At 59.5% G+C, this 20,357-nt stretch carries 19 protein-coding genes; 5 read left to right on the top strand and 14 right to left on the bottom strand.

All coding sequences use genetic code 11. From position 1 onward, the window contains the following. Window positions 1–19 precede the first annotated feature (19 nt). From WCY31_RS06720 to WCY31_RS06710, 3 genes are all read right to left on the bottom strand, one after another. Entirely contained in the window at window positions 20–409 is a 390-nt protein-coding gene (locus WCY31_RS06720; RefSeq protein ID WP_231018099.1) for a class II SORL domain-containing protein, read from the bottom strand. 119 nt (window positions 410–528) lie between these two features. Continuing rightward, complete coding sequence (locus WCY31_RS06715; protein WP_345971763.1) at window positions 529–1,917, bottom strand: phospholipase D-like domain-containing protein; 1,389 nt, start codon at window positions 1,915–1,917, stop codon at window positions 529–531. A gap of 36 nt (window positions 1,918–1,953) precedes the next feature. Next, window positions 1,954–2,430 carry a HugZ family protein gene (locus tag WCY31_RS06710; protein WP_345969060.1) on the bottom strand — a complete coding sequence of 159 codons (477 nt, stop codon included), beginning with the start codon at window positions 2,428–2,430 and terminating at the stop codon, window positions 1,954–1,956. 172 nt (window positions 2,431–2,602) lie between these two features. Between WCY31_RS06710 and glyS the strand changes: the two genes are divergently transcribed. Continuing rightward, the gene (gene glyS, locus WCY31_RS06705; RefSeq protein WP_345971761.1) at window positions 2,603–4,651 is read left to right on the top strand and encodes a glycine--tRNA ligase subunit beta; all 2,049 of its coding nucleotides are present in this window, start codon (window positions 2,603–2,605) and stop codon (window positions 4,649–4,651) included. On the opposite strand, the gene WCY31_RS06700 is transcribed toward glyS, so the two are convergent. The 8 genes from WCY31_RS06700 to WCY31_RS06665 form a co-directional block, all read right to left on the bottom strand. Continuing rightward, complete coding sequence (locus tag WCY31_RS06700) at window positions 4,652–5,104, bottom strand: DUF4188 domain-containing protein (RefSeq protein ID WP_345971759.1); 453 nt, start codon at window positions 5,102–5,104, stop codon at window positions 4,652–4,654. A gap of 92 nt (window positions 5,105–5,196) precedes the next feature. Then, window positions 5,197–5,715, bottom strand: coding sequence for a hypothetical protein (locus tag WCY31_RS06695; RefSeq protein WP_345971757.1), 519 nt, complete (start codon window positions 5,713–5,715; stop codon window positions 5,197–5,199). 41 nt (window positions 5,716–5,756) lie between these two features. After that, on the bottom strand, window positions 5,757–7,220 hold the full coding sequence (locus WCY31_RS06690; RefSeq protein ID WP_345971755.1) for a diguanylate cyclase domain-containing protein: 1,464 nt from the start codon (window positions 7,218–7,220) through the stop codon (window positions 5,757–5,759). Window positions 7,221–7,568: 348 nt separating this feature from the next. Continuing rightward, window positions 7,569–8,099, bottom strand: a complete 531-nt coding sequence (locus tag WCY31_RS06685; protein ID WP_345969055.1) for a J domain-containing protein — start codon at window positions 8,097–8,099, stop codon at window positions 7,569–7,571. A gap of 57 nt (window positions 8,100–8,156) precedes the next feature. Continuing rightward, window positions 8,157–8,624 carry a GNAT family N-acetyltransferase gene (locus WCY31_RS06680; RefSeq protein ID WP_345969054.1) on the bottom strand — a complete coding sequence of 156 codons (468 nt, stop codon included), beginning with the start codon at window positions 8,622–8,624 and terminating at the stop codon, window positions 8,157–8,159. Between the two features lie 100 nt (window positions 8,625–8,724). Then, window positions 8,725–9,186, bottom strand: coding sequence for a hypothetical protein (locus WCY31_RS06675; protein ID WP_345971753.1), 462 nt, complete (start codon window positions 9,184–9,186; stop codon window positions 8,725–8,727). 98 nt (window positions 9,187–9,284) lie between these two features. Further along, window positions 9,285–10,517, bottom strand: coding sequence for a multidrug effflux MFS transporter (locus WCY31_RS06670; RefSeq protein WP_345971751.1), 1,233 nt, complete (start codon window positions 10,515–10,517; stop codon window positions 9,285–9,287). A 67-nt stretch (window positions 10,518–10,584) separates the two neighbouring features. After that, window positions 10,585–11,253, bottom strand: a complete 669-nt coding sequence (locus WCY31_RS06665) for a nitroreductase (RefSeq protein ID WP_345971749.1) — start codon at window positions 11,251–11,253, stop codon at window positions 10,585–10,587. A 153-nt stretch (window positions 11,254–11,406) separates the two neighbouring features. On the opposite strand from WCY31_RS06665, the gene WCY31_RS06660 reads away from it, so the two are divergent. The 4 genes from WCY31_RS06660 to hemH are packed head-to-tail and all read left to right on the top strand — an operon-like array spanning window position 11,407 to window position 15,317. Continuing rightward, on the top strand, window positions 11,407–12,531 hold the full coding sequence (locus WCY31_RS06660) for an NAD(P)/FAD-dependent oxidoreductase (protein WP_345971747.1): 1,125 nt from the start codon (window positions 11,407–11,409) through the stop codon (window positions 12,529–12,531). Window positions 12,532–12,548: 17 nt separating this feature from the next. Beyond that, the gene (locus tag WCY31_RS06655; protein WP_345971745.1) at window positions 12,549–13,583 is read left to right on the top strand and encodes a hypothetical protein; all 1,035 of its coding nucleotides are present in this window, start codon (window positions 12,549–12,551) and stop codon (window positions 13,581–13,583) included. Between the two features lie 10 nt (window positions 13,584–13,593). Then, window positions 13,594–14,364: an alpha/beta hydrolase gene (locus tag WCY31_RS06650; RefSeq protein ID WP_345971743.1), complete on the top strand. Its 771-nt coding sequence runs from the start codon at window positions 13,594–13,596 to the stop codon at window positions 14,362–14,364. Continuing rightward, window positions 14,364–15,317 (top strand): ferrochelatase, encoded by a 954-nt coding sequence (hemH, locus tag WCY31_RS06645; RefSeq protein WP_345971741.1) that lies wholly within the window; start codon window positions 14,364–14,366, stop codon window positions 15,315–15,317. Before WCY31_RS06650 ends, hemH begins: the two co-directional genes overlap by 1 nt. 59 nt (window positions 15,318–15,376) lie before the next feature. Here the strand turns inward: hemH and WCY31_RS06640 are convergent, their stop codons facing one another. The 3 genes from WCY31_RS06640 to WCY31_RS06630 form a co-directional block, all read right to left on the bottom strand. Then, a complete protein-coding gene (locus WCY31_RS06640; RefSeq protein WP_345971739.1) occupies window positions 15,377–17,200 on the bottom strand; it encodes a response regulator in 1,824 nt (607 codons plus the stop codon). Window positions 17,201–17,269: 69 nt separating this feature from the next. Beyond that, the gene (locus WCY31_RS06635) at window positions 17,270–19,780 is read right to left on the bottom strand and encodes an efflux RND transporter permease subunit (protein WP_345971737.1); all 2,511 of its coding nucleotides are present in this window, start codon (window positions 19,778–19,780) and stop codon (window positions 17,270–17,272) included. Further along, complete coding sequence (locus WCY31_RS06630; RefSeq protein WP_345971735.1) at window positions 19,773–20,357, bottom strand: ABC transporter substrate-binding protein; 585 nt, start codon at window positions 20,355–20,357, stop codon at window positions 19,773–19,775. Before WCY31_RS06630 ends, WCY31_RS06635 begins: the two co-directional genes overlap by 8 nt.

Here is a 20,357-nt window from a genome sequence, read left to right as displayed (position 1 = left end):
GCGCGGCGGAAGAGGGAAATCAGTCTTCGACTGCGACGTCGACGGGCTCGTTTTCCCAGAGACCGTGTTTTGTACAGTAAGCCTGCGCAACCAGCTTCATCTTTTTGCTCGGGATGATGTTGAAAGTGACTTCTGCGTGTCCTTTCATGTCCTGTCCGCCGAGCATGCCGGAAGTGAAAGAGGCTTCACCGAGGAGCGTTTCGCCGTTGAAGAGGCGGATGCTTTCGATGAAGTGGTCCGGATCGTCCGGGTGCGTGTATTCGTTACCCATTTTGACCGTTACCGGAAATTTTTCACCTTTTTTCGCCGTTGCATCACAGTGGATGAACGGAGAGTGGCGGTCGATGTAGTCTTTTTTTGCTTCGCGTTCGACAGTGTCGATGTCGACATAGCGGTTGATAGTTGGCATGGCATTTCCTTCTGTTTTTGATTTACGCGTGCATTGTACACCTGCAAAGATTTAATAAAACATAAATAAGAGAAATTATATCTGATTTAATAAATCCCTAAGGGCCCGGGAAAGCGGGGCTACAGCTGCGGTGCGATAAGGCGCATCAGGTTCTCTCCGAGCCGCCGCAGACGCCCCGCCGGATGCACCACTGTCGTCGAGCGGGAGAGCAGTTTTTCCATCCATGATTCGGTCTCGCTTATGATGCGTTCGGAGTAGGCGAAACTGACGACTTCGTAGTTGAGCAGCAGGCTGCGGTTGTCGATATTGACCGATCCCAGCATGGCGCCGAGATTGTCGAAAAGGATTGCCTTGGCGTGGAGCATCGGCCCCTCGTAAAGGGCGACGTGGATGCCGGCCTCTTCGAGCTCGCGCATGTAGCTGCTGCGGGCGAGATCGGCGAGGAGGTGGTTGGAGTCCCGCGGGGTGATGAGCTTGACGTCGACGCCCTTGGTGTTGGCGATGGTGAGGGCCTGCATCAGCGAAGCGTCGGGCACGAAATAGGGCGTCACGATCCAGATGCGTTCGTGGGCGGCATAGACGGCGCTCAGAAGCGCCTCGAAGAGGGCGTCGTCCGCCACGTCGGGGCCGGAGGGAACGACCTGCACGTAGGCATCGCCGTCGGTATGGACGGGGGTGCCCGGCGCGGGGGGTGCCGCTTCGGAGGCGTAGGCCCAGTCGGCGGCGAAGATCTCCGCGTAGTGGTAGGCCGCCGGTCCTTCGATGCGAAAGAGCAGGTCCTCCCACCGTTTCGGTTCGACATCGGGGCCTATGTATTCGGCGGAGAGGTTCATGCCGCCGGTCAGCACCGTGGTGCGGTCGAAAAGATAGATTTTGCGGTGGTTGCGGAGGTTGATGTAGTTGCGAAACGGCATCCGCAGGATCGGCATGAAAAAGCAGACCTCCACCCCGGCGCTGCGCAGGGCGCGAAGGGGAAACTGCCAGAAGTAGAGCGGCCAGGAGCCCAGGGCGTCGATCAGGAGCTTAACCTCGATGCCCTCGCGCCGTTTGGCAATGAGCGCTTCGAAAAGCGTCGCCGTCACCGCGTCGTGCTTGAGAACGTAGGTGCTCAGCCAGATGCTCTCTTGTGCCGCACGGATCTGCTCCAGGAGGGTACTGTAAGCCTCCGTCCCTTCGAAGAGCATGGTAAAACGGTTGCCGGAAGTCGCCCCGGGGATGCCGTTGCTGCGCAGGATGCCGTCGATAGGGTTGGCCTGGGTGACGGCGGCCTCGGTCTCGCGCATGTCGAAAGCCGTCTTGAGGTAGCGCGAGCGGCGTTTACGCGACCCCAGGACGAAGTAGAGGGGAACGGCCAGGTAGGGCAGCAGCACGATGGCGAGCATCCAGGCCATCATGCTTGCCGGGGTGCGCCGCTGGTAGACCATGTGCAGCAGCGAGGCGATGACCATCAGCTCGCCGAGGATGACGAAGGTGTGAAAGAGCAGCAGGTGCAGCCAGTCGAAATTCATCTCACCCCTTTGCGTTTACCGAAAGCATAGCGTGATTTACCCCTTTTTGTGCCCGCCGCCGCGGCGGGGGAGGAGGGTCTCCATATGCTCCCCGCCGAGGGTATAGGCCTCGCCGAAACCGAAAACCGCTTCCCCGGCGACGGGGGTGAATTCGTATAGGTTGAAGTCCTGCATCTGCATCAGGCCCGAGATCAGCTCGGGGTTGAAGGTCTCCTTGAAACGGGACATGACGGCGTCGAAGCGCGCGGTGCCGCGGGGGACGATGCGCGTTTCGCACTGCAGCGAGACCCTTTTGCGGGCAAAGAGGTTCCCGGCGTTGCACTCGTCCTCGATAAAAAAGAGCGACGCGCGACCTTCGCGGCGGAGGTTGGCCGCATGGCGGGCGATGTCGCTGATAAAGACATAGTAGCGGTGATCGTCCCGGATGAAGGGGGCGTAGGAGGAGAAGGGAAATCCGTCGGCGTCGACGGTCCCGATGACGGTGCTTTGGAAGGCGGAGAGAAAATCGAGCATAAGTTCAGGCCTTTTCAATGGCGAAATCTGCCCCTATTATAGGGTACCTGCGTAAAAAAACGGAGAGAGTGTGCCGTTTTAACGGGCAACGGCCCCCGGGTGGGGCATCTATCATCCGCTTTTAACCTGCCACGCGCTAAAATCGCGATACTTTTTATTCGACGGGATAGATATGCTGAAGACACTATTGATCGAGATCGGGGTAGAGGAGCTTCCGGCGGTACCGCTGCTGGGCGAGCTTGGAAACATCGAGAAGAAGTGGGCGAAGGTGCTCGAGGAGAACGCGCTGATGTGCGAGTTCGAGTTCTACTACACGCCGCGCCGCCTCGTGCTGTGGCACCGCGAGTTCAAGTCCGCCCAGGACGACACGACCGAGGAGCTTTTCGGAGCGCCGGTAGCCATCGCCTTCAAAGAGGGTAAGCCGACGCCGGCGGCGGAGGGGTTTGCCCGCAAATGCGGCGTCTCCCTCGACGAGGTCGGCCGCGCGGAGAAGGGCGGCAAAGAGGTCCTCTACTATAAGAAAGAGATCAAGGGTCAGCCCTCCCAGGCGCTGCTCGAGGGGATGATCTCCCAGTGGCTGCGTAGCCTCAGCTTTGGAAAATCCATGCGCTGGGGCGCGCTCGAAGAGAGCTTCATCCGCCCGATCCGCTGGATCAACGTCATGATGGAGGGCGAGAGCGTCGACATGACCCTCTTCAACGTCAAGAGCGCTCCGGTCACTTACGTGCACCGCATGCACAGCTTCGAGCCGCAGATGGTCGCGGACGAGAAGCAGTACTTCGAGCTGCTCGAATCGGGCGCGGTCACGCTCTTTGCCGACGACCGCCGCAAGACGATCCTCGACGCGTTCGAAGCACTCGAGAAAGAGCACGGCATCGCCATCGAGGTTGACGGCGACCTGCTTGACGAGGTCATCGCCATCACGGAGAACCCGACGCCGCTGCTGGGCAGTTTCGACGACACCTTCCTGCGCCTGCCGCCGGAGGTCATCATCACCTCCATGAAGGAGCACCAGCGCTACTTCCCCGTTTTCAAGGACGGCAAGCTCGTCAACCAGTTCGTCGTCGTCTCCAACGCTTTGACGGAGGACTTCAGTAAGGTCATCGAAGGTAACGAGCGGGTCCTGCGCCCGCGCCTGGCCGATGCGCTCTTCTTCTACGACAACGACCTGAACAAAGGCCTCAGCACCGAGGGGCTGGAGAAGGTCGTCTTTATGGACGGTCTGGGAACGCTGCGCGACAAGATCAACCGCGAGCACGACATCGCCGATGCCCTCTTTGAGCGCTACGGCGACCTCGTGGCGGCGGAGAACAGCCTCTCTTACGAGATGAACCAGGAGCTCGTGCAGCGTGCCGTCGAACTGGCCAAGGCCGACCTGATGAGCGAGATGGTCTACGAATTTACCGAGCTGCAGGGTCTGATGGGTTATTACTACGCGCAGGCGCTGGGTGAGGCGGACGAAGTCGCCCTCGCCATCAAAGAGCAGTACCTCCCCGAAGGCGAGGACTCCCCTGTACCTTCGACACGCTTCAGCGCCCTCGTGGCCCTCGCGATCAAGCTCGACACACTCCTGGGCCTTTTCAGCGTCGACCAGATCCCGACCGGCTCCCGCGACCCCTTCGGTCTGCGCCGCGCCGTCAACGGGATCGTCCGCATCGCCCTGGCTCACGATCTGCCCTTTGACATCGCGGCGACCCTGCGCGAACTCGGCGCCAAGTACGAGGGGATCGACTTCGAAAAACTCGAATCCTTCTTCATCGAACGGGTCAACCAGTACTACAAGGTCAACCCCTCCATCGTCGCGGCGGTCCTCGCCTCCGGCGAACGGGAGATCCTCTCCCTCGACGCGAAGATCAAGGCCGTCGCAAGCTTTGTGGAGTCGGACAGCTTCTCCACGATGTTCTCGACCTTCAAACGCGTTGCGAACATTACCAAGGACTTCGACGTCAACGGCCCGCTCAACATTGACCTCAGCCGTTTCGAGGCGGTGGAAGAGGGCGCACTCTACAAAGCCTTCAAAGCCGTCGTCGATGCCGAGTACGACAGCTACGAAGCGGAGCTCGACGCTCTCTTCGGCCTGAAGCCGCAGCTCGACGCCTTTTTTGACAACGTCATGGTCAACGCCGAGGACGAAGCCGTCCGCTACAACCGCAAGGTTCTCGTCGCCTCCGTCTACAAGACGCTGCTGGGCATCGCGGACATCAAAGAGATCTCGATCTAACTACTTCTCGCCCTCCAGGCGCCCCCTGGCCGTCGTATGGCGGCCCTCCGCTTCGACAGAACCGAAGGCCTTCGCCAGCCCAAATTGCGGCATATTGTGATAGATGTTTTCATACTGTCCTGGCCGCACGACATAGGTCTCGTGCCAGATGCCGACGTCGCCGCTTGACCCGACGCGCTTGTTGAACTGCGCCCATGCCGGCGGGTGCTCCCCTTCTTTCATTCCCGCGAACTGCTCCAGATGCTCGAACGACTTCCAGTACTGCACCAGAATGATCGTGCGCCCGAACCACTGCTCGTAATGCAGCAGCCCCAGCTCCGGATCGGCCTGAAGCTCTTTGAGCATCCGCGGCATGGCCAGCGCGACGGGCAGCCACTTGTGGACCTTCCACGGTTTGTTGATACGCATCCCGATCAGGAAGACGACAAATTCCCCTTCGGGTCTGGCGGTCATTCTTTGACTGAAAATCTTTTGCATGGTTCTGTTTCCCAATTTTTCATTACGTTTTAGCAGCGTTATACAATGCTGTAGATAACTATTCCAGATTAATTGAACGTCGTCAATGTATACACTAAAAATATGTTCAAAAACAGCAAGAAGATATATAAAATTGCAACAGAAGGAGCGATAAGGCCTTTGAGATACCATATGAACTTTTCACGTTCGTTGCTTTGAAAGGTCATGGGATAGATGGTGTCGGCCGGAAAGCTTCTCCTGTCAAATGAGGTGTTTATCAACGTATCGTCATTCAAAAAAGCCGTTAATCTTCCCGATGCCAATAAGTAGCGTGCCTGTATGCCCCTAAAGAAACCTTCAAACAACCAGAAGCCCAAAATCACAATAAGACCGAACGGAATCAGATGCCATATTTTTTCTGTAAAAGACCAGCCCATCAGTGCAATCCAAACAGTAATGGCACTGGTCTTTATTTTAAAAAGGATGTCATCTACTCTTCTGATATGCTCTTGAAGCTCTTTTGCACCTTGTTCGAGCATGCGTAATCTGAACGCGAAGCACTCCTGATGTGGCAATTGGGGATTTGTCTCAGTGGAATACGGGTTCATGAAGTATTTCCTTTTTTGTTTAGTGATGCGGCAGACGGTGATTAATCGCCTTCCCCCTGCATGCCCGGTTCATAGGTCACCACACTGTTCCGCCCTTTGGCTTTGGCGTTGTACATGGCGATATCCGCGCGCTTGATCAGCTCGTCTTCCTGCGCGGCATCCTTGGGGTAGATGGCTACCCCGATGCTTGATGATATGTTGATCATCTGCCCCACGATCTTGAACGGCATCGCCAGCGCATGCCGAATCTTTTCCCCGATCGCAACGGCGTTCTCTTCGCCCCCCACGTCGGAAAGCAGCACCACAAATTCGTCACCGCCGATGCGCGCGGCGATGTCGGTTTGGCGCAGACAATCGACTAGGCGATTGGCAACCGCCTTGAGCAGCATATCGCCGATGTCGTGGCCGAATTGATCGTTGACGGGTTTAAACTTATCCAGATCGATAAACATCAGGGCGAGGTCGGTACCCTTGCGCTCGGCATGGGCAATCGCTTTATGAATCCGGTTGTGGAAATGCAGACGGTTCGGCAGGCCGGTCAGCATGTCGTGGAAAGCCTCGTGCTCGACCACATCCTCTTCCAGTTTGCGATCGGTGATATCGTAAAACCATCCAAGTACTGCAGGTTTGCCGTGATATTCGATCGGGAAGTAGGATGCCAAAACCCATTTGGTCCACGGAGACGATCCGGGCGAGCGAAGTTCTATCAATCTGTCGACAACTTTTTCTCCCCCGGTGACAATGGCATCAATGTCGGAGAGCTCTTCCGGATGGGCGTAATAGCGGGAGGGTTGTATACCGATGATCTCTTCTGAAGGCAGTTCGAGTAGGGCGTTGTAACGACTGTTGGCAAACACCACGCTATTACTGGCCAGATCCGAGATGCGCGTCGCAATGGGGCTGCTCTCCAGCATTTTAAGGAGACTCTCCTCGTTTTGAGCCGCCTTGACGCGCAGGTGAAAATTCTCTTCGAGCCTTTGCCTGGTATCGCGGGCGCTTAGCAGTAAAAAGAGCAAGAAGAGGGAGAGCATTGCGCCCATACCCTGAGAAAGGGTATTGTCCGTGACTGAAAGAGGCACAATCAGCGACAAGAGAACTGGCAGAATAAAGCCAAACACGGATATGCGATCAATAGCCAGTACCGTGGCGCTGCCGGCGCTCAGTCCGGCAAGTGTGAATGCAACATAGACTTGATGGGAGATGTCTTCGGCAGGAACTAAGACGACACCGCCCAGGCCCCAGACCATACCAGTCACTGTAAGTGCTAGGCGGAAACGCAGCAGCCAGTGTTTGGCGTCAGCCGGGGTCACAGTGTCAGCCGACCGTCGCCAGGCAATCAGGAGGGCCACCCGCCCCAGCAGAACAGCGAAAAGGAGCGCGAGCCAACTATATCGCAGACCGGACTCAATGACTGGCGCTTGAATCATTACCAGGATCAAAGCCAGTATAGCGCTGATACTGAGCGATGAGGGCAGATGGGCGTAGAGCACCCGCATCTGTTCCATCGCTAACGTGTCAGACCGGTAATCGCTTGTGCGAGCGGCCGGCACCTGCCGTTTCATTCCGATCCCGCCGCGTCGTCAGTTCGTTGATTCATGATAGTCATCTCCTGCGCTACTGTGCTCTGTGTCGTATGGGCCAAGATGCCATAGCGCAGGTAGTGCAACATGGAACCTGTGATACTGTGCTCAACTGCATCTGGATTAGCAGATTATCTGTTCCCATTGAATTTTTTCCATTGGAGAAAAATTAGTAATAGATAACAATATAGCATAATTTATTGACATTTATTTGAGAGGAAGATGTAATCTATGTGCCGTCTTCTACTGTTTTGGTGGCCGGTCAGTGCGGCATTAGGAGATGAACTCGAGCAGGAGGTTACGCGCTTCAGTGATCTGCACAAAGAGCTCGTGGCTGCCGCCGACGTCGGGGTGCGCCTCTTTGGCGCGGCGACGGTAGGCGGCTTTGATCTGGGCCGCTTCGAGCTCCCCGTTGACGGGCAGTTCCAGGAGCTCGCGCATCTCCCGCTCGTTGAACTGCTGAAAGGGGCTGCCGTGGCGACGTTTGTGACGGTTGCGCCGTGCCAGGTCCTCGAAGATCTTCTCCTGATTTTTGCGGCGCCGCTCCATGGACTCCTGCAGCAGCTGGGTGCGGTCCGTGTTCCACTTCTGGCGTGACATGACGACGCAGGCGGCGAAGCTGATACAGCCGGTGGAGACGAACTCGTCGAAGTCGAAGGGGCCGACCATCTCGTAGGGCTCTTCCAGCCAGGCGACCCGGCTTCCTTCGTCGCCTTCGACCCGGTCGATCATGACAAAGTCGCGCAGACCGAGCGCGCTGTTCCAGATGATGAATTGCTCCTCTTCCCACGAACGCTCTTGCATGACCTGTCTCCTTGCGTGTTCGGCAGGAGATGCAATATACGTACTATTGGAAGACGATCAGCTGTCGTTTTGGGGCATTCTGAGCATTTCGACGTGGGGTATGCCGTCTTCATCATAGGGGGTGGAGACCGTCTCAAAGCCGAAAGCGGCATAAAAGGGCTCTAAACGCTGCTGCGCGGAGATGCGGATGGACTCCTTCTGGAAAAGAGAAGGGATACGCTCTATCGCTTCATGGATGAGCGCACTGCCCAGGCCCCTGCCGCGCAGCGCCAATGGGGTGATGACACGCCCGATGGAGGGTTCGTCGAACTTCCTGCCCGGGAAGACGACGCGCAGATAAGCGACGAGCCGCTTTCCCTTCGAATCCTCTTCCCACCCCGTAAGGTGCCACGACAGCGGATCAAGATCGTCTGCGTCCTGGTAGGCGCATGCCTGCTCCACGACGAAGACGGCCTGACGGAGTTTCATGATTTCCAGAATTTCCCAGGGGGAGAGTGTCTCAAACAGGGACCATTGCCATCGCATCAGTTTTTTTCCTGAATATTGGTAGTTGTCGTTATCATGAGCGGGAAACTGCAAAAAAGATGCCAGATAATTATTGTCCGAATTCGGACGTTGTGTCGCGTTACGCCTCCGGCTGGTAAGGGCTTTCGTGGCGCGACGCCTGCAGGCCGTGCTGGACGAACATCTGCAGGGTCTCGTCGTGGCGGTGAATGATGTCGACGACAGCGGGATCGTCGGAGGTAAGGGTGACCTTGATGCCGTCTTCGAGCATCTCCCACGACAGCGTCATGGCGTCGCGGTTGTCAAAGAGCTCGACAAAGAGGGGGTCCCAGGAGCGCACGGCGCGGCCGCCGTCGTAGCGCTTCTTCATCCCGACGACGTGTTCGTGCAGAATGGTAACGAGCTTGGCGTCCCCCGAGGTGACGCGGGTGACCGTTTCGATCCCCTCATCGGTTCTCTGCGTCGTGCGGTCGAGTTCGTCGTGGCGGACGAGCAGCTCGTGGTAGAGCGCCTCGTCGGCCTGATGCGCCGCGTCGCTTCCTCCGCGGCCTCTCAGGAAGACTCTGTCCTTGTGCGTTTCCATGGGACTCCTTTTGCCGTATTGTGCCGCATCAATGCAAAAAAAGCTCCCGGAACGGCGGCGACTATATAGTATATTAATTAATATGTAACTTGAAGACCTCAGTCGTCCGCAGGAACGGGGACACGCTGCATCGTTTCGCGGCCGGTGCGGCGCACGACGGCAAGCCCGGCGGCGCCGAGCAGGGCGAAGCCCCCGACGAGGGCGAGGATACCGCCATCGTAGAGGCGGCCTATCGTCACGCCGATGGGCAGGGCGATGAAGGTCGAGAGCGAACCGACGACCGCCGCGCCGATGCCGGCAATGTGTCCCAGCGGCTCCATCGCCATGGCATTGAGGTTACCGAAGAGCAGTCCGAAGCAGAAGAAGGTGAGCAGGCCGTAAAGCATAAAGCTCCAAAACGGCGGCACACCGTTGTGGGCGTAGGCATAGGCGAAAAAGAGGAGCGAGAGGAGGGTGAGGGCCGCGAGCGCCGAAGCGCTGAGCGGCCGCATCCCGTAGCGCATTACCAGCCGTGCATTGAGGTAGGAGGCAAGGCCGATGGAGAGGGCGAAGATGCCGAAGTAGAGGGCGAAGAGCTCCCCGGCGCCGTAGGTGTCCCGGAAGATCTGCTCGGCGGAGCTGAGATAGCCCATAAAGACGCTGAAGACAAAACCCATGGCGACGGTGTACCCCAGCGCGGTGCGGTTTTTGCAGGTTTCGACGACGCCGGTGAGGATGTGCGCGGGCGAGAGGGGGATGCGCCGCTCTTTCGGCAGGGTCTCCGGCTGGCGGAGGGTGAACCAGACCAGGGTAACGGCGGCGACGGCGATAAAGAGCCCGAAGATCGCCTGCCACCCCCAGAGGTAGAGGAGACCTTCGCCCAGCGCCGGGGCGACGGCGGGCACGAAGATGAAGATGCTCATGACAAAGGACATGACCCGTGCCATCATACGCCCTTCGTAGAGGTCGCGGATCAGCGCCACGGAGACGATGCGCGGCCCGGCGGCGCCGAGGCCCTGCAGAAAGCGGCCGAAGAGCATGACGGTCAGGTTCGGACTGAAAAGGGCGATGGCGGAACCGGCGATGTAGAGGCCGAAACCGACATAGATGGCGCGCTTCCGGCCGAAGCTGTCGCTGAGCGGTCCGTAGAGCAGCTGTCCCAGGGCCATCCCGGCAAACAGCAGGGAGATGATCAGCTGGCGGTCGTTGTCCGTCTGCACCTGCAGGGCCGTGCCGATGGTGCTGAGCGCGGGCATGACGGCATCGATGGCCAGGGCCGCCGCGGCGGTCATCAGGCTCATCAGCAGGACGAACTCTTTAAAGGAGGGTTGGTGGGTCTGCGGTTTCATCATAACCCTTTTTAGCACGGATCGGCTTCAGGTTGGGCCGGTGCGGGGCATCGGGGGAACGCTTTCAGCTTCAGGCATCGTAAAACGCGGCGAATGATTCCAAGGGGACCCGCTCCGTCCGGTAGCCGTTGATCGGGGCCGCCTTGTCCTCGTAGCCCAGGGCCATGCCGCAAAGCAGGGTTTTGTCGCTGGCGATGCCCAGCGCATCGCGCACGATGTCCGGGTACTCGGCCAGAGCGGCCTGGGGACAGCTCCCCAGCCCCAGGGAGGTCGCCGCGAGCATCACGGATTGCAAGAACATGCCGTAATCGAGCCAGGAACCTTTTTCCAGTGCGGCATCGACAAAAAAGTAGAGCACGACAGGGGCATCGAAGGCCCTGTAGTTGGCTTTCCACTGTTCGGCCTGGGCCGCTTTGTCCTCTCTGCCTATCCCCAGGGTTTTGTACATCTGCAGGCCCGTCTCTTTGCGTCGGCTCCGGTAGGGCTCCTCCCACCGCGGCGGGTAGTAGCGGTAATCCATGCGGGCCTTTTCACCCGCTTCGAAGGCCTGGATAACCTGCGTTTCGATCCGCTTTTTCATGCTGCCGCTGACGATGCAGACGCGCCACGGTTGCATGTTGACGCCGGAGGGCGCATGCTTTGCATGTTCGAGGATCGCCGTGACGGTCGCGTGGTCCACCGTTTTGTCGAGGTAGGCCCTGACCGATTTTCTTTCCAGGAGTGCGTCGAGTGTCTTCATCGGATTCCTCATGCCGTGCGGTTTGTGACCGCGGGTATGCTATTGGCGGCAGTATAACACTCAATGACCAACATTGCGCCTGCTTTGGCGGGGGGAGTGTACGAGTTTTGAACCGGAGTTTCGTTACACTAAGCCAAAAGAAAAAGGACCCGTTTGACCTACGACACGGCCATTATCGGCGCCGGTATCAACGGCTGCGCGACGGCGTATTTTTTGACGCAGGGGGGCGAAAAAGTCGCCCTCATCGACCGCGAAGGGATCGCCGCGGGCGGCAGCGGGGCCGCGGGGGCCTTCGTCTCGCCCAAGTTCTCCAAGGGCGGCCCCCTCAAGGCCCTGATGGAGGAGAGCTACCTCTTCTCCATCGATTTTTACGAGCGCCGTTTTCCCGAACTGATCCGTATTGCGCCTCTGATTCACTTTGCCAAGTACGAGGACGAGAACGAAAAGGTAAGGGCCTTCAGGGAAACGACGGCGCTGCCGATGCTCTCAGTGATGCCTGAGGCGCCGCTGACGAAGGAGACCGAAGCCTTTGAACATGTCGTATTGGCCCGGAGCGGACTGGTCAACGCCCAGGCAGTCTGTACGCGTCTGGCGGAAGGTTCCGACTTTATATTGGATGATATTAATATTATCAAATATGAATCCGGCCTCTGGACGGTCGGCGCGATCCGTGCGAAACGGGTCGTCCTGGCGACGGGAGCGTACCGGCCCGTCGTGGCGATGCCGCATATTGCACTGCGGGCCGTCTGGGGGCACCGTGTCGATATCAGGACGACGACGCCGCTGCCGTGCCACCTGCACCAGTACGTCTCCATCGCCGCGACCGGTACGAACGGGGAGGGTGCCATCGGGGCGACGCACGACGTGCATTACGATCCGCAGACAGCGACGGAGCCCTATGACGTCGAGCAGGGGCGTGCGGAGCTGCTGGAGAAGGCGTCGCGGACCGTCAGCCTGGAGCATATCGAAGTCGTCAAAGACTATACGGGCCTTCGTTCGGGTTCCAACGACTACTATCCGCTGGTAGGCAGGGTCGCCGACGCCGAGGCGTCGCTGTGCGCGGCTCCCGGGCTGGCGAAGGGCGCCAAAAGTGACGCGGCGTCGCTTGTCTACCACCCCGAACTCTACATGATCAACGGCACGGGCGGCTACGGTTTCGTTATGGGCCCGCTGCTCGCGCGCACCCTTGCCCAGGCGCTGCTGGAAGGCAAGCCGCTCCCCGAGGCGCTCGATCCGACCCGCTTCCTCTACCGCTGGGCGAAACGCGCCGGGAAGTGATCTGCTACAATAGTCGTATGAAAACGCTCCTTCTGTTCGTCGCGGCGGCGGCGCTGATGCAGGGGTGCGGGAGCAGCAGCTCCGCAGACGCCTTTCATCCGCCCTCCGCTGCGCTCTGCGACGCCAGCAAGACCCTCGACGACGGGACGCTGCTCTGTGCCGTGCGTCCCTCCCGTCTCGACCCCGCCGCCCGCGACGAGTTCGGTACGGCGACGCTCCTGGATCAGCGGCTGGGGTTCGGATACCACAGTGCCGTTTTCCCGCCGGAGGGGAGCAGTGTGAAAGGGGTCTACGTGCATATGGTCGGGACCTTCGGCCGTCCCTACAACCAGGAAAACGGAGCGTTCGCTTCCGAAACCTTTATGCATGAAGCGGCGCAGAACGGTTTCGTCGTGCTGAACGTCGCCTACCATAACCGCTACCTCGTCAACGGCACGACCGAGTGCGGCGGCCATCCCGAGGTGGACAACTGCGCCGGAAAGGTGCGGCGGGAGAAGCTGACGGGCGAGGATCTCTCCGCCGTCGTCGACGTGCCCGAGGCCGACGCCGTCATCCCGCGGCTGCAGAAGCTCGTCGCGTATTTTGAAGCCAACGGCTTTCACTTCCCGGTGAAGGTTGTCGGCGCGGGCGGCGTGGCATGGGCGAACCTTTACGCCGGCGGCCACTCGCAGGGAGCGGGGCAGGCGCTCTACCTCTCCAAGTATTTCGGCGCCGGCTACGTCTGCATGCTCGCGGGCATCTACGACGTGCCCGACGACGTGCCCGTCACGGGGACGGTCGCTGACTGGATCACCGAGACGCCGCCTGTCCCCGACCCCGCACGCATCCGCGCCGTGACGGCGACGGACGACCCCTCCTACAGCGATTTCGTTTACGCCTACGCGCAAATAGGCCTGACAGAGGGCGTGCAGTGGAAATCCTTCTATGCCGCGACGTACCACGATGCCGAAGGCACTGCGATCGGCGCGCACGAGGCGGCGGTCGACGATCCCGCTTTCGCGCCGCTGCGGCAGCGTGCCTGTTTCGAGACGGGCAGTTTCGAAGGGCTTTAGTGAGGGTGCGATGACGGTAGTCCTGACGGTACTCGGTACGATCCTCCTGCTCTGGGGCATTCTTTTTCTTGTGTGGCCCCGGCTGGTCTTCGCCCCCGTATACTACCCGAACCGCGACGCCTTTCACCTGCATCCGGAGCGGTTCCATGGGCTCGAACGGGTGCGCGGCGGCAACGTCGTGCTCGAAGGCGTCGTTTATGAGCCGGAGTCGCCCCGCTGTACCGTCTTTTATTTCGGCGGCAAGGAGCAGGACAGCGTCGCGCTGGTCGGCAAGCTCAGCGAGCGCTTTCCCGCCTGGCGCATCATCGCCTTCAACTACCGCGGCTACGGGCGCAGCGGCGGCAGACCCGGCGAACGGCTTCTGCTTGAAGACGCCGTGGCCCTGGTGGCGTACGCGCGGGAGCGTTTCGGCCCGCTGATGCTGATGGGCTACAGTCTCGGCAGCAGCGTGGCCGCCTATGCCGCCTCGCGTACCAGCGTGACGCAGCTCATTCTCGTCGCACCCTTTTACGACGTTCCCTCCCTGGCGCGGCTCAGGATCCCCTATCTGCCCGCCTGGATGATGCGCTGCCGTTTCGAGACGGCCCGGTACCTCGGCGGCGTTTCGGCGCCGGTGAGCATCTTCGCCAGCCGGGACGACGAGATCGTGCCGATCGAACAGAGCCATGCGCTGAAGGCGAAAGCGCCGCGGTTAGCTGTCTATAAAGAATACAGCGGGTACAATCATGCAGAAATACTCGGCAGCGATCGTTTCATCGCCGACGTCTCAAAGGTGTGCTGATGGCCAAAAATGCAGTCATATTGCTTAATATGGGAGGCCCGAACGACCTCTACGAGGTCCAGACCTTCCTGCATAACATGTTCAACGACCCCAATATCCTGACGATGAAGAGCGGCCTGCTGCGGCGCTTCATCGCCAGCGTCATTACCTCGAACCGCACGAAAAGCGCGCAGGAGGTCTACCAGAAACTCGGCGGAAAGTCGCCGATCGCCGGCATCACCAAGAAACTCGTCGCGGCGCTGCAGGTGAAGCTGGGCGAAGAGGTTGTCGTCGACTTTGCCATGCGCTATACGCCGCCCTTCGCGGATGTTTCCATCGCCCGCCTGAAAGCGGCGGGGGTGACGCATGTCTACCTGATCCCGCTCTACCCGCAGTACTCGACGACAACGACAAAGTCCTCTCTGGAAGATTATGAAGCGCGGATGCACGCCCTGGGGTTCAAGGCCCTGGTGACGGAGATCAAGCACTTTTACGCCAACGCGGCGTACAACGCGGTCATCATCGACCGTATCCGCGAGGCGATGGCCGGCGCGGACGCGGGGGCGTTCGAGCTGATCTTCTCCGCGCACGGGCTGCCGCAGAAGATCGTCGACAAGGGCGACCCCTATGAGCACCATGTCACCGAACACGTTGCGCTGCTGAAGCCGATGCTCGAAGCGGCGGGACTTGCCTTTGCCGACATCCATATCGCCTACCAGTCCAAGGTGGGGCCGATGAAGTGGCTGGAGCCCTCTTTGGAGCAGAAGCTCGAAAGCCTGGAGCGCAAGAAAGTGCTCGTCTTCCCGATCGCCTTTACGATCGACAACTCCGAGACCCTCTACGAACTCGATATGGAGTACCGCGAAGTCGCGGAGGAACTTGGGTTCGAGGATTACCGCGTAGCGGCCTGTCCGAACGACCATCCGCTGTTTGTAGAGGCGCTGGTATCGCTCTACGGCAAGATGCGCGCCTGAGCGTTGTAAAAGGGCAAAATACGATAGTGGGGAAGGCGCGCGGGCGCCTGGGGTAGCGCTTAGAGCGTCGTTTTGAAGCTGTCGATGGCGGCCATCGTTTTGTGCAGAGTGGAGGCAAAGGCGTCGGCGAGCTTTGTATACTCTTCGACACGGTTGATAAGCACCGCTTCGCGCAGGGTCTCCGCGGCTTCGGCAAGGGCGTCGGCGCCGATGTTGGATGCGACGCCTTTGACGTCGAGCATAAAGGCGACGAGCCTCGCGTCGTCATTGGCTCTGATATAGGTTCGGACCAGGTTGTCCGCCTCATTGTACGATGCGACAAACTCATCCAGGATCTCCGCATACATCACCTTGTCACCGGCGCAGATGTCCAGACCGACGGAGGCATTGAAGACCCCGTCGTACTCGTGGGTCTTCAGTTCCGGAAGTGTTTCATCCTCCGCCGTTTCGGCCGCTTCCGAAGCGAGGTTGAGGTACTGGTACATCACTTCGTAAAGGGCGTCGACCCGCAGCGGCTTGGCCAGCTGCTCCTCCATGCCGGCTTCACGCATCTTGCGGATGTCGTCGGCCCCGACGTCCCCGCTCAATGCGACAACCGTAATGGCGTCAAAACGGGGATCCTGGCGAATGGCCCGTGTTGCCTCAAACCCGTCCATGACCGGCATGTGCGCATCCATCAGGACCATGTTGTAGCCGGGATCCGCATTGAGCATGTCCAGGGCTTCCTGGCCGTTATTGGCGATGACGATCTCCATGCCGCTCCCTTCCAGAAGACGGGAGATCACCTTCTGGTTGATCAGGTTGTCCTCGGCGATGAGCAGGCGGTTGCCGGCGAATTCGGCCAGCCGCTCCTTGGTCACGGAACCCAGGTCCGCCGGCAGGCTGCGTTTCTTGCGTGAAACGGTTTCTGCCGGTGCGGCGGCGGGCTCCGCCGGCGCTTCTGGAACTTCTTCCGCCGTTTCCGGGGTGGTCTCGGCGACTGTCTCCTCCGGGGTTTCGAAGACGACCGGTTCCGGTTCGGCGGCCGGCTCCTCATAGAACGGCGTCTCTTCTATTTCGACCGCCGGTTCGGGTTCGAAGTGCTCTTCAGCGGGCGCACTCTCCGGTGCTTCGGGCTCCTCAAGAGCCGTTTCCGTTTCAGGGGCATGCGCAGCGGACGAAGAAGCGGCGAATTTTTCGGCAAGCTCTTCGAAGTCCTCTTTTTCATGCTGGGGGAAGAAGTCGTTGGAGGTCCGTTTCCTGCGGGCGACGTAGAGCAGGATCAGCAGGGCGACGGCGGCGAGGAGGATGCTGTACAGCAGCATCGAGGAGGTACCGTCCAGCGGCGGTTCGGGCAGCTCGTTGCTGGCGGTGACTTCGGTCGAAGCGGCGGGGGCGGGGAGTTCGTCCACGGCTGCAGCTTCCGGGATAACCTTTTCGGGCGCGGCTTCGGGAACTTCGGCTGCTTCCGGCGCTGCGGCAAGAGGGACTTCCTCGACGACAGCATCCGTTTCATCGACGACGAAGACGCCGTCTTCCTCCTGGACCGGAACCGGTGCCGTCGCTGTGTCGCTTGCGGCAGTAGTACGGCTGACATAATAGGCGTCGGGGACGACACCCTTGACACGTTCCATAACGACGGGAAGATCGCCGGCATCTGCGAACCCGGTCAGTTCGGAACGATAGAGCCCTTTCACCTGCTCGACGGTGAAGCTGAAGCTCTTTGCGGTAATGAGCGCAGCGACGGCTTCATCCTGCATGAGATGCTTTTTGACCTCTGCAATGCGTGACTGGGCGGCATCGGCGTTGCTGAAGGCACCGATGGAAATAGCCTGGTTGAGTGCGGCAAATGCTCCGGCGGCCAGGAACATAGCGGCAACAAGAAGACGACGTAACTTAATCATGATCCATCCTAATGGCACAGGGAGCGTAGGCCCCCCGGTAGATATTGTTACTATTGTAGCGTGTTAATTTTAATTGACAACTTTTTTCGTCACCTGTCCGAAAGGACGCAGCAGCAAGATGAGTTTCGGTAGCAGCAGAAGGTCCGCGACGATCGCCATAAACATGACGAGTACGGTCAGAAGGCCGAAGTAGATGGTCGGGATAAAGACCGAAAGCACGAGGATGACAAAACCGATCATGATGGCCGCAGAGGTGTAGCTCATCGCGTAACCGATACTCTCGTGGGAGCGGTGCATCGCCGCGACATAGTCGCCGTCGCGCGCAAGTTCGATCCGGAAACGGTGGATATAGTGGATGGTGTCGTCGACCGCGATCCCGATACTGATGGCGGCGATGGTGATGGTCATCATGTCCAGCGGGATATTAGACCACCCCATGACCCCGAAGACCGTCCCGACGGGAACGAGGTTCGCGATAATGGCGACGACGGCCGTGAGGAAGGATCGGAAGAGGGCCCAGAACATCAAGAAGAGCAGAACGGCCATGACGCCCAGGGTGGCGATCTGCGACTCGAAGAGGCTCTGGAGCATGTTGTTGTACAGCACCATCAGACCGGAGATGTGCAGATGCTCCGGGGGGATACCCACCTTGTCAATCAGGCCGTCATGCAGCTCTTTGAGGAGGTCGGCACGTCGCAGATCGGGATCGGAGTCGATAATGCGCAGGGCAAAACGCGCCTGGTCGTGCTCGATGCTGACGTAGGGTTTGAGAATGATATTGGCGAATTTCGCGGGCATCTCGTTGTAGAGCAGCGCAAGCTCGAAGTTGTCGAGTTCGCGGCCGTGGTTGAGGGTACGCCCCACTTCGAGCATCGTTCCGAGCGAGAGCACCTTTCCGACATGGGGGACGCTCTCCAGCCACTCGTGGACACGGCGCACGACCTCCATCCGGTTCTCCGTAAACCAGTACTGGGCCCCCTTTGCCTCGGCATTGAACTCCTCGGCGAATTCGTCGAACTCGTCAAAGCCGTCCGAACTGTCGGCGGCAGGTTCGGACGGGGTTTGTGCGGCGGGGGGCTGGGGAAGGTCTATCGTGATGTCCAGCGGCGTCGTGCCGCCGAGCTGGCGGTCGATGACGGACATTCCCTGGAAGATCTCCGTCGTGGGCTTGAAATAGTTGATAAAACTGTTCTCGACGACGAGGCGCTGCGCCCCGGTGACGGAAAAGGCGATCAGCAAGACGGTGGCCATAAGCGTCAGCGCGCCGTGACGTTCGGTGAAGGTCGCCAGGATCTTGGTAACGGAGAACTCTTTGTCGAAGGTCGTTTTCGGCTGCTTGCGCTTGAGCAGCACGTTGACGGCAGGAAAGAGGAGGTAAGCGACGATCAGGGAGACGCTGATGCCGATACTCATCATCCAGCCCAGGGCGATGACCGGCTTGATCCCCGAGAGCATCAGCGACGCAAAGCCTGCGATCGTCGTGATAATGGCGAAGAAGGTCGGTTTGGACATGGAGAGGGTGCTCTCCAGTACCAGGCTGCGTTCATCGGCTTCGGGGTTGGTCAGGGCGAGTTCGCGGTAGCGCACGATCAGGTGGATGATGATGGAGATCGTGATGATCAGCTGCAAAGAGATGAAATTGGACGAGATGACGGTGATCTCGAAACCAAGCATCCCCAGCAGCCCGACCGTAATGCCGATGGAAAGGGCGGAGATCAGCACCGGCAGGGCGACCCAACGCTTCTGGCGGAAGACCGTCCAAAGCACGAGGATCAGCAGGGCCAGGACGGCCACGCCGTAGGTTTTGAGGTCGCGTTTGACGAAGGTGACCATATCGTCGGCGATCATCGTCACGCCGCCGAGGAAGAGCTGTCCCGCCGCCTGATGGGTGCGCAGCGTATCGCGTACGGCGAGGATCATGCGGTGGTCGCGTTCGCGGGCAACGTCGCGGTACGCCTTGAAGACGGCCGTCGCGTCGGCAAGCTCGGTCCTGCCCTCTGCGGTGAGCGTGCCGTTGTCGTCGGCCGCGCGCAGGGCGTTGAGGCGGTCAAGCAGCTCGTAGTAGTGGTCGTCGCGGACGAGGTTGACCTGCAGGGCCGTCGTTTTGAGGTCGGGGCTGACGAGGTTGGAGACGTAGAGGGGATTGTGTTTGAACTCTTCGCGCGCCAGGGTCAGGTTCGCGTCGCCCGCCTCGATGGAAGGGATCTTCTCCAGCAGCTCCTTGACGGGTTTCGGAGGACTCTCCAGGAGCGGGACGTTGAGAATGGAGTTGACAGAGTCGATCCCGTCGATCTTCAGCAGCGCCGCGCTGAGGGTCCGGATATTGTCGAGGGTCTGCGGGGCGAGGAGGTCGGCGTCGGGGGTGTAGGTGACGACGAGGAAGTCCTGGCCGCGGTAGCGTTTGGCGACGAGGCGGGTGTAGGCGAGGTCCTTGTCGTTTTCAAGCAGCAGGGTCTCGGCGGAGGCGTCGACGCTGAGCTTTACCGCCTGGGTGCCCAACAGCGCCGCTGCAAGCAGCACCAGGGCGATGACCGTGCGGGGGTAGCGGAAAACGAAGCCGGTATAGAAGCGTTTAAGCATCAGGCTGTGGTTGACGCAGTTTGATGAGAAGCTGCTCTATCGAGCCCTTTTCAAGCTCGCCGGCGAACTGGCTGCGGTAGGACTGGATGATGCTCACGCCCAGTACGTCGACGTCGTAGATCAGCCACCCCTCTTTGGCATGGTAGAACTTGTAGAGTACCTCTTTCTTCTCGCCTTTTTCGATGATGAAGCTGTTGAGATAGATACGGTTCTTGACCTGCTGCGGCGCTTCAAGGGTGATCGCTTCGTCCTTGTAGAGGTCGAGTTTGCTCATATAGAAGTCCTTGATCCGGCGCTCGAACAGCACGACATACTCTTTGCGCTGCGCGGGGGTCGCCTCCTGCCAGCCGCTTTTGCCGAGGCTGAGTTTCGCCATCAGCACAAAATCGAAGTAGGGGTTCATCTCCTGCTCGATGGCCGCGTTGCGGTCCGTTTTGCTTTTGTTGTGATCGTTCAGGATCTCCAGGACCGTATCGACCTTCTGGCGCATCACGCTGCCGATCTCGTTCGCTTCAAGCGCCGCGGCCGAGAGGGGCAGCAGCAGGGAAAGCAGGGCAAGATAGAACAGTTTTTTCAT

Source organism: Sulfurimonas sp. HSL3-1 (assembly GCF_039645995.1).
Taxonomy (GTDB): Bacteria; Campylobacterota; Campylobacteria; order Campylobacterales; family Sulfurimonadaceae; genus Thiomicrolovo; species Thiomicrolovo diazotrophicus.
The sequence above is the reverse complement of the archived record's forward strand: the minus strand, read 5'-3'. Positions and strand labels throughout refer to the sequence as shown.

Excerpts from the sequence above, each read along its gene's own strand:
- WCY31_RS06720 (WP_231018099.1), bottom strand. The coding sequence starts at position 409 with ATGCCAACTATCAACCGCTATGTCGACATCGACACTGTCGAACGCGAA.
- WCY31_RS06715 (WP_345971763.1), bottom strand. The coding sequence starts at position 1,917 with ATGAATTTCGACTGGCTGCACCTGCTGCTCTTTCACACCTTCGTCATC.
- WCY31_RS06710 (WP_345969060.1), bottom strand. The coding sequence starts at position 2,430 with ATGCTCGATTTTCTCTCCGCCTTCCAAAGCACCGTCATCGGGACCGTC.
- glyS (WP_345971761.1), top strand. The coding sequence starts at position 2,603 with ATGCTGAAGACACTATTGATCGAGATCGGGGTAGAGGAGCTTCCGGCG.
- WCY31_RS06700 (WP_345971759.1), bottom strand. The coding sequence starts at position 5,104 with ATGACCGCCAGACCCGAAGGGGAATTTGTCGTCTTCCTGATCGGGATG.
- WCY31_RS06695 (WP_345971757.1), bottom strand. The coding sequence starts at position 5,715 with ATGAACCCGTATTCCACTGAGACAAATCCCCAATTGCCACATCAGGAG.
- WCY31_RS06690 (WP_345971755.1), bottom strand. The coding sequence starts at position 7,220 with ATGGAACAGATGCGGGTGCTCTACGCCCATCTGCCCTCATCGCTCAGT.
- WCY31_RS06685 (WP_345969055.1), bottom strand. The coding sequence starts at position 8,099 with ATGCAAGAGCGTTCGTGGGAAGAGGAGCAATTCATCATCTGGAACAGC.
- WCY31_RS06680 (WP_345969054.1), bottom strand. The coding sequence starts at position 8,624 with ATGCGATGGCAATGGTCCCTGTTTGAGACACTCTCCCCCTGGGAAATT.
- WCY31_RS06675 (WP_345971753.1), bottom strand. The coding sequence starts at position 9,186 with ATGGAAACGCACAAGGACAGAGTCTTCCTGAGAGGCCGCGGAGGAAGC.
- WCY31_RS06670 (WP_345971751.1), bottom strand. The coding sequence starts at position 10,517 with ATGATGAAACCGCAGACCCACCAACCCTCCTTTAAAGAGTTCGTCCTG.
- WCY31_RS06665 (WP_345971749.1), bottom strand. The coding sequence starts at position 11,253 with ATGAAGACACTCGACGCACTCCTGGAAAGAAAATCGGTCAGGGCCTAC.
- WCY31_RS06655 (WP_345971745.1), top strand. The coding sequence starts at position 12,549 with ATGAAAACGCTCCTTCTGTTCGTCGCGGCGGCGGCGCTGATGCAGGGG.
- WCY31_RS06650 (WP_345971743.1), top strand. The coding sequence starts at position 13,594 with ATGACGGTAGTCCTGACGGTACTCGGTACGATCCTCCTGCTCTGGGGC.
- hemH (WP_345971741.1), top strand. The coding sequence starts at position 14,364 with ATGGCCAAAAATGCAGTCATATTGCTTAATATGGGAGGCCCGAACGAC.
- WCY31_RS06640 (WP_345971739.1), bottom strand. The coding sequence starts at position 17,200 with ATGATTAAGTTACGTCGTCTTCTTGTTGCCGCTATGTTCCTGGCCGCC.
- WCY31_RS06635 (WP_345971737.1), bottom strand. The coding sequence starts at position 19,780 with ATGCTTAAACGCTTCTATACCGGCTTCGTTTTCCGCTACCCCCGCACG.
- WCY31_RS06630 (WP_345971735.1), bottom strand. The coding sequence starts at position 20,357 with ATGAAAAAACTGTTCTATCTTGCCCTGCTTTCCCTGCTGCTGCCCCTC.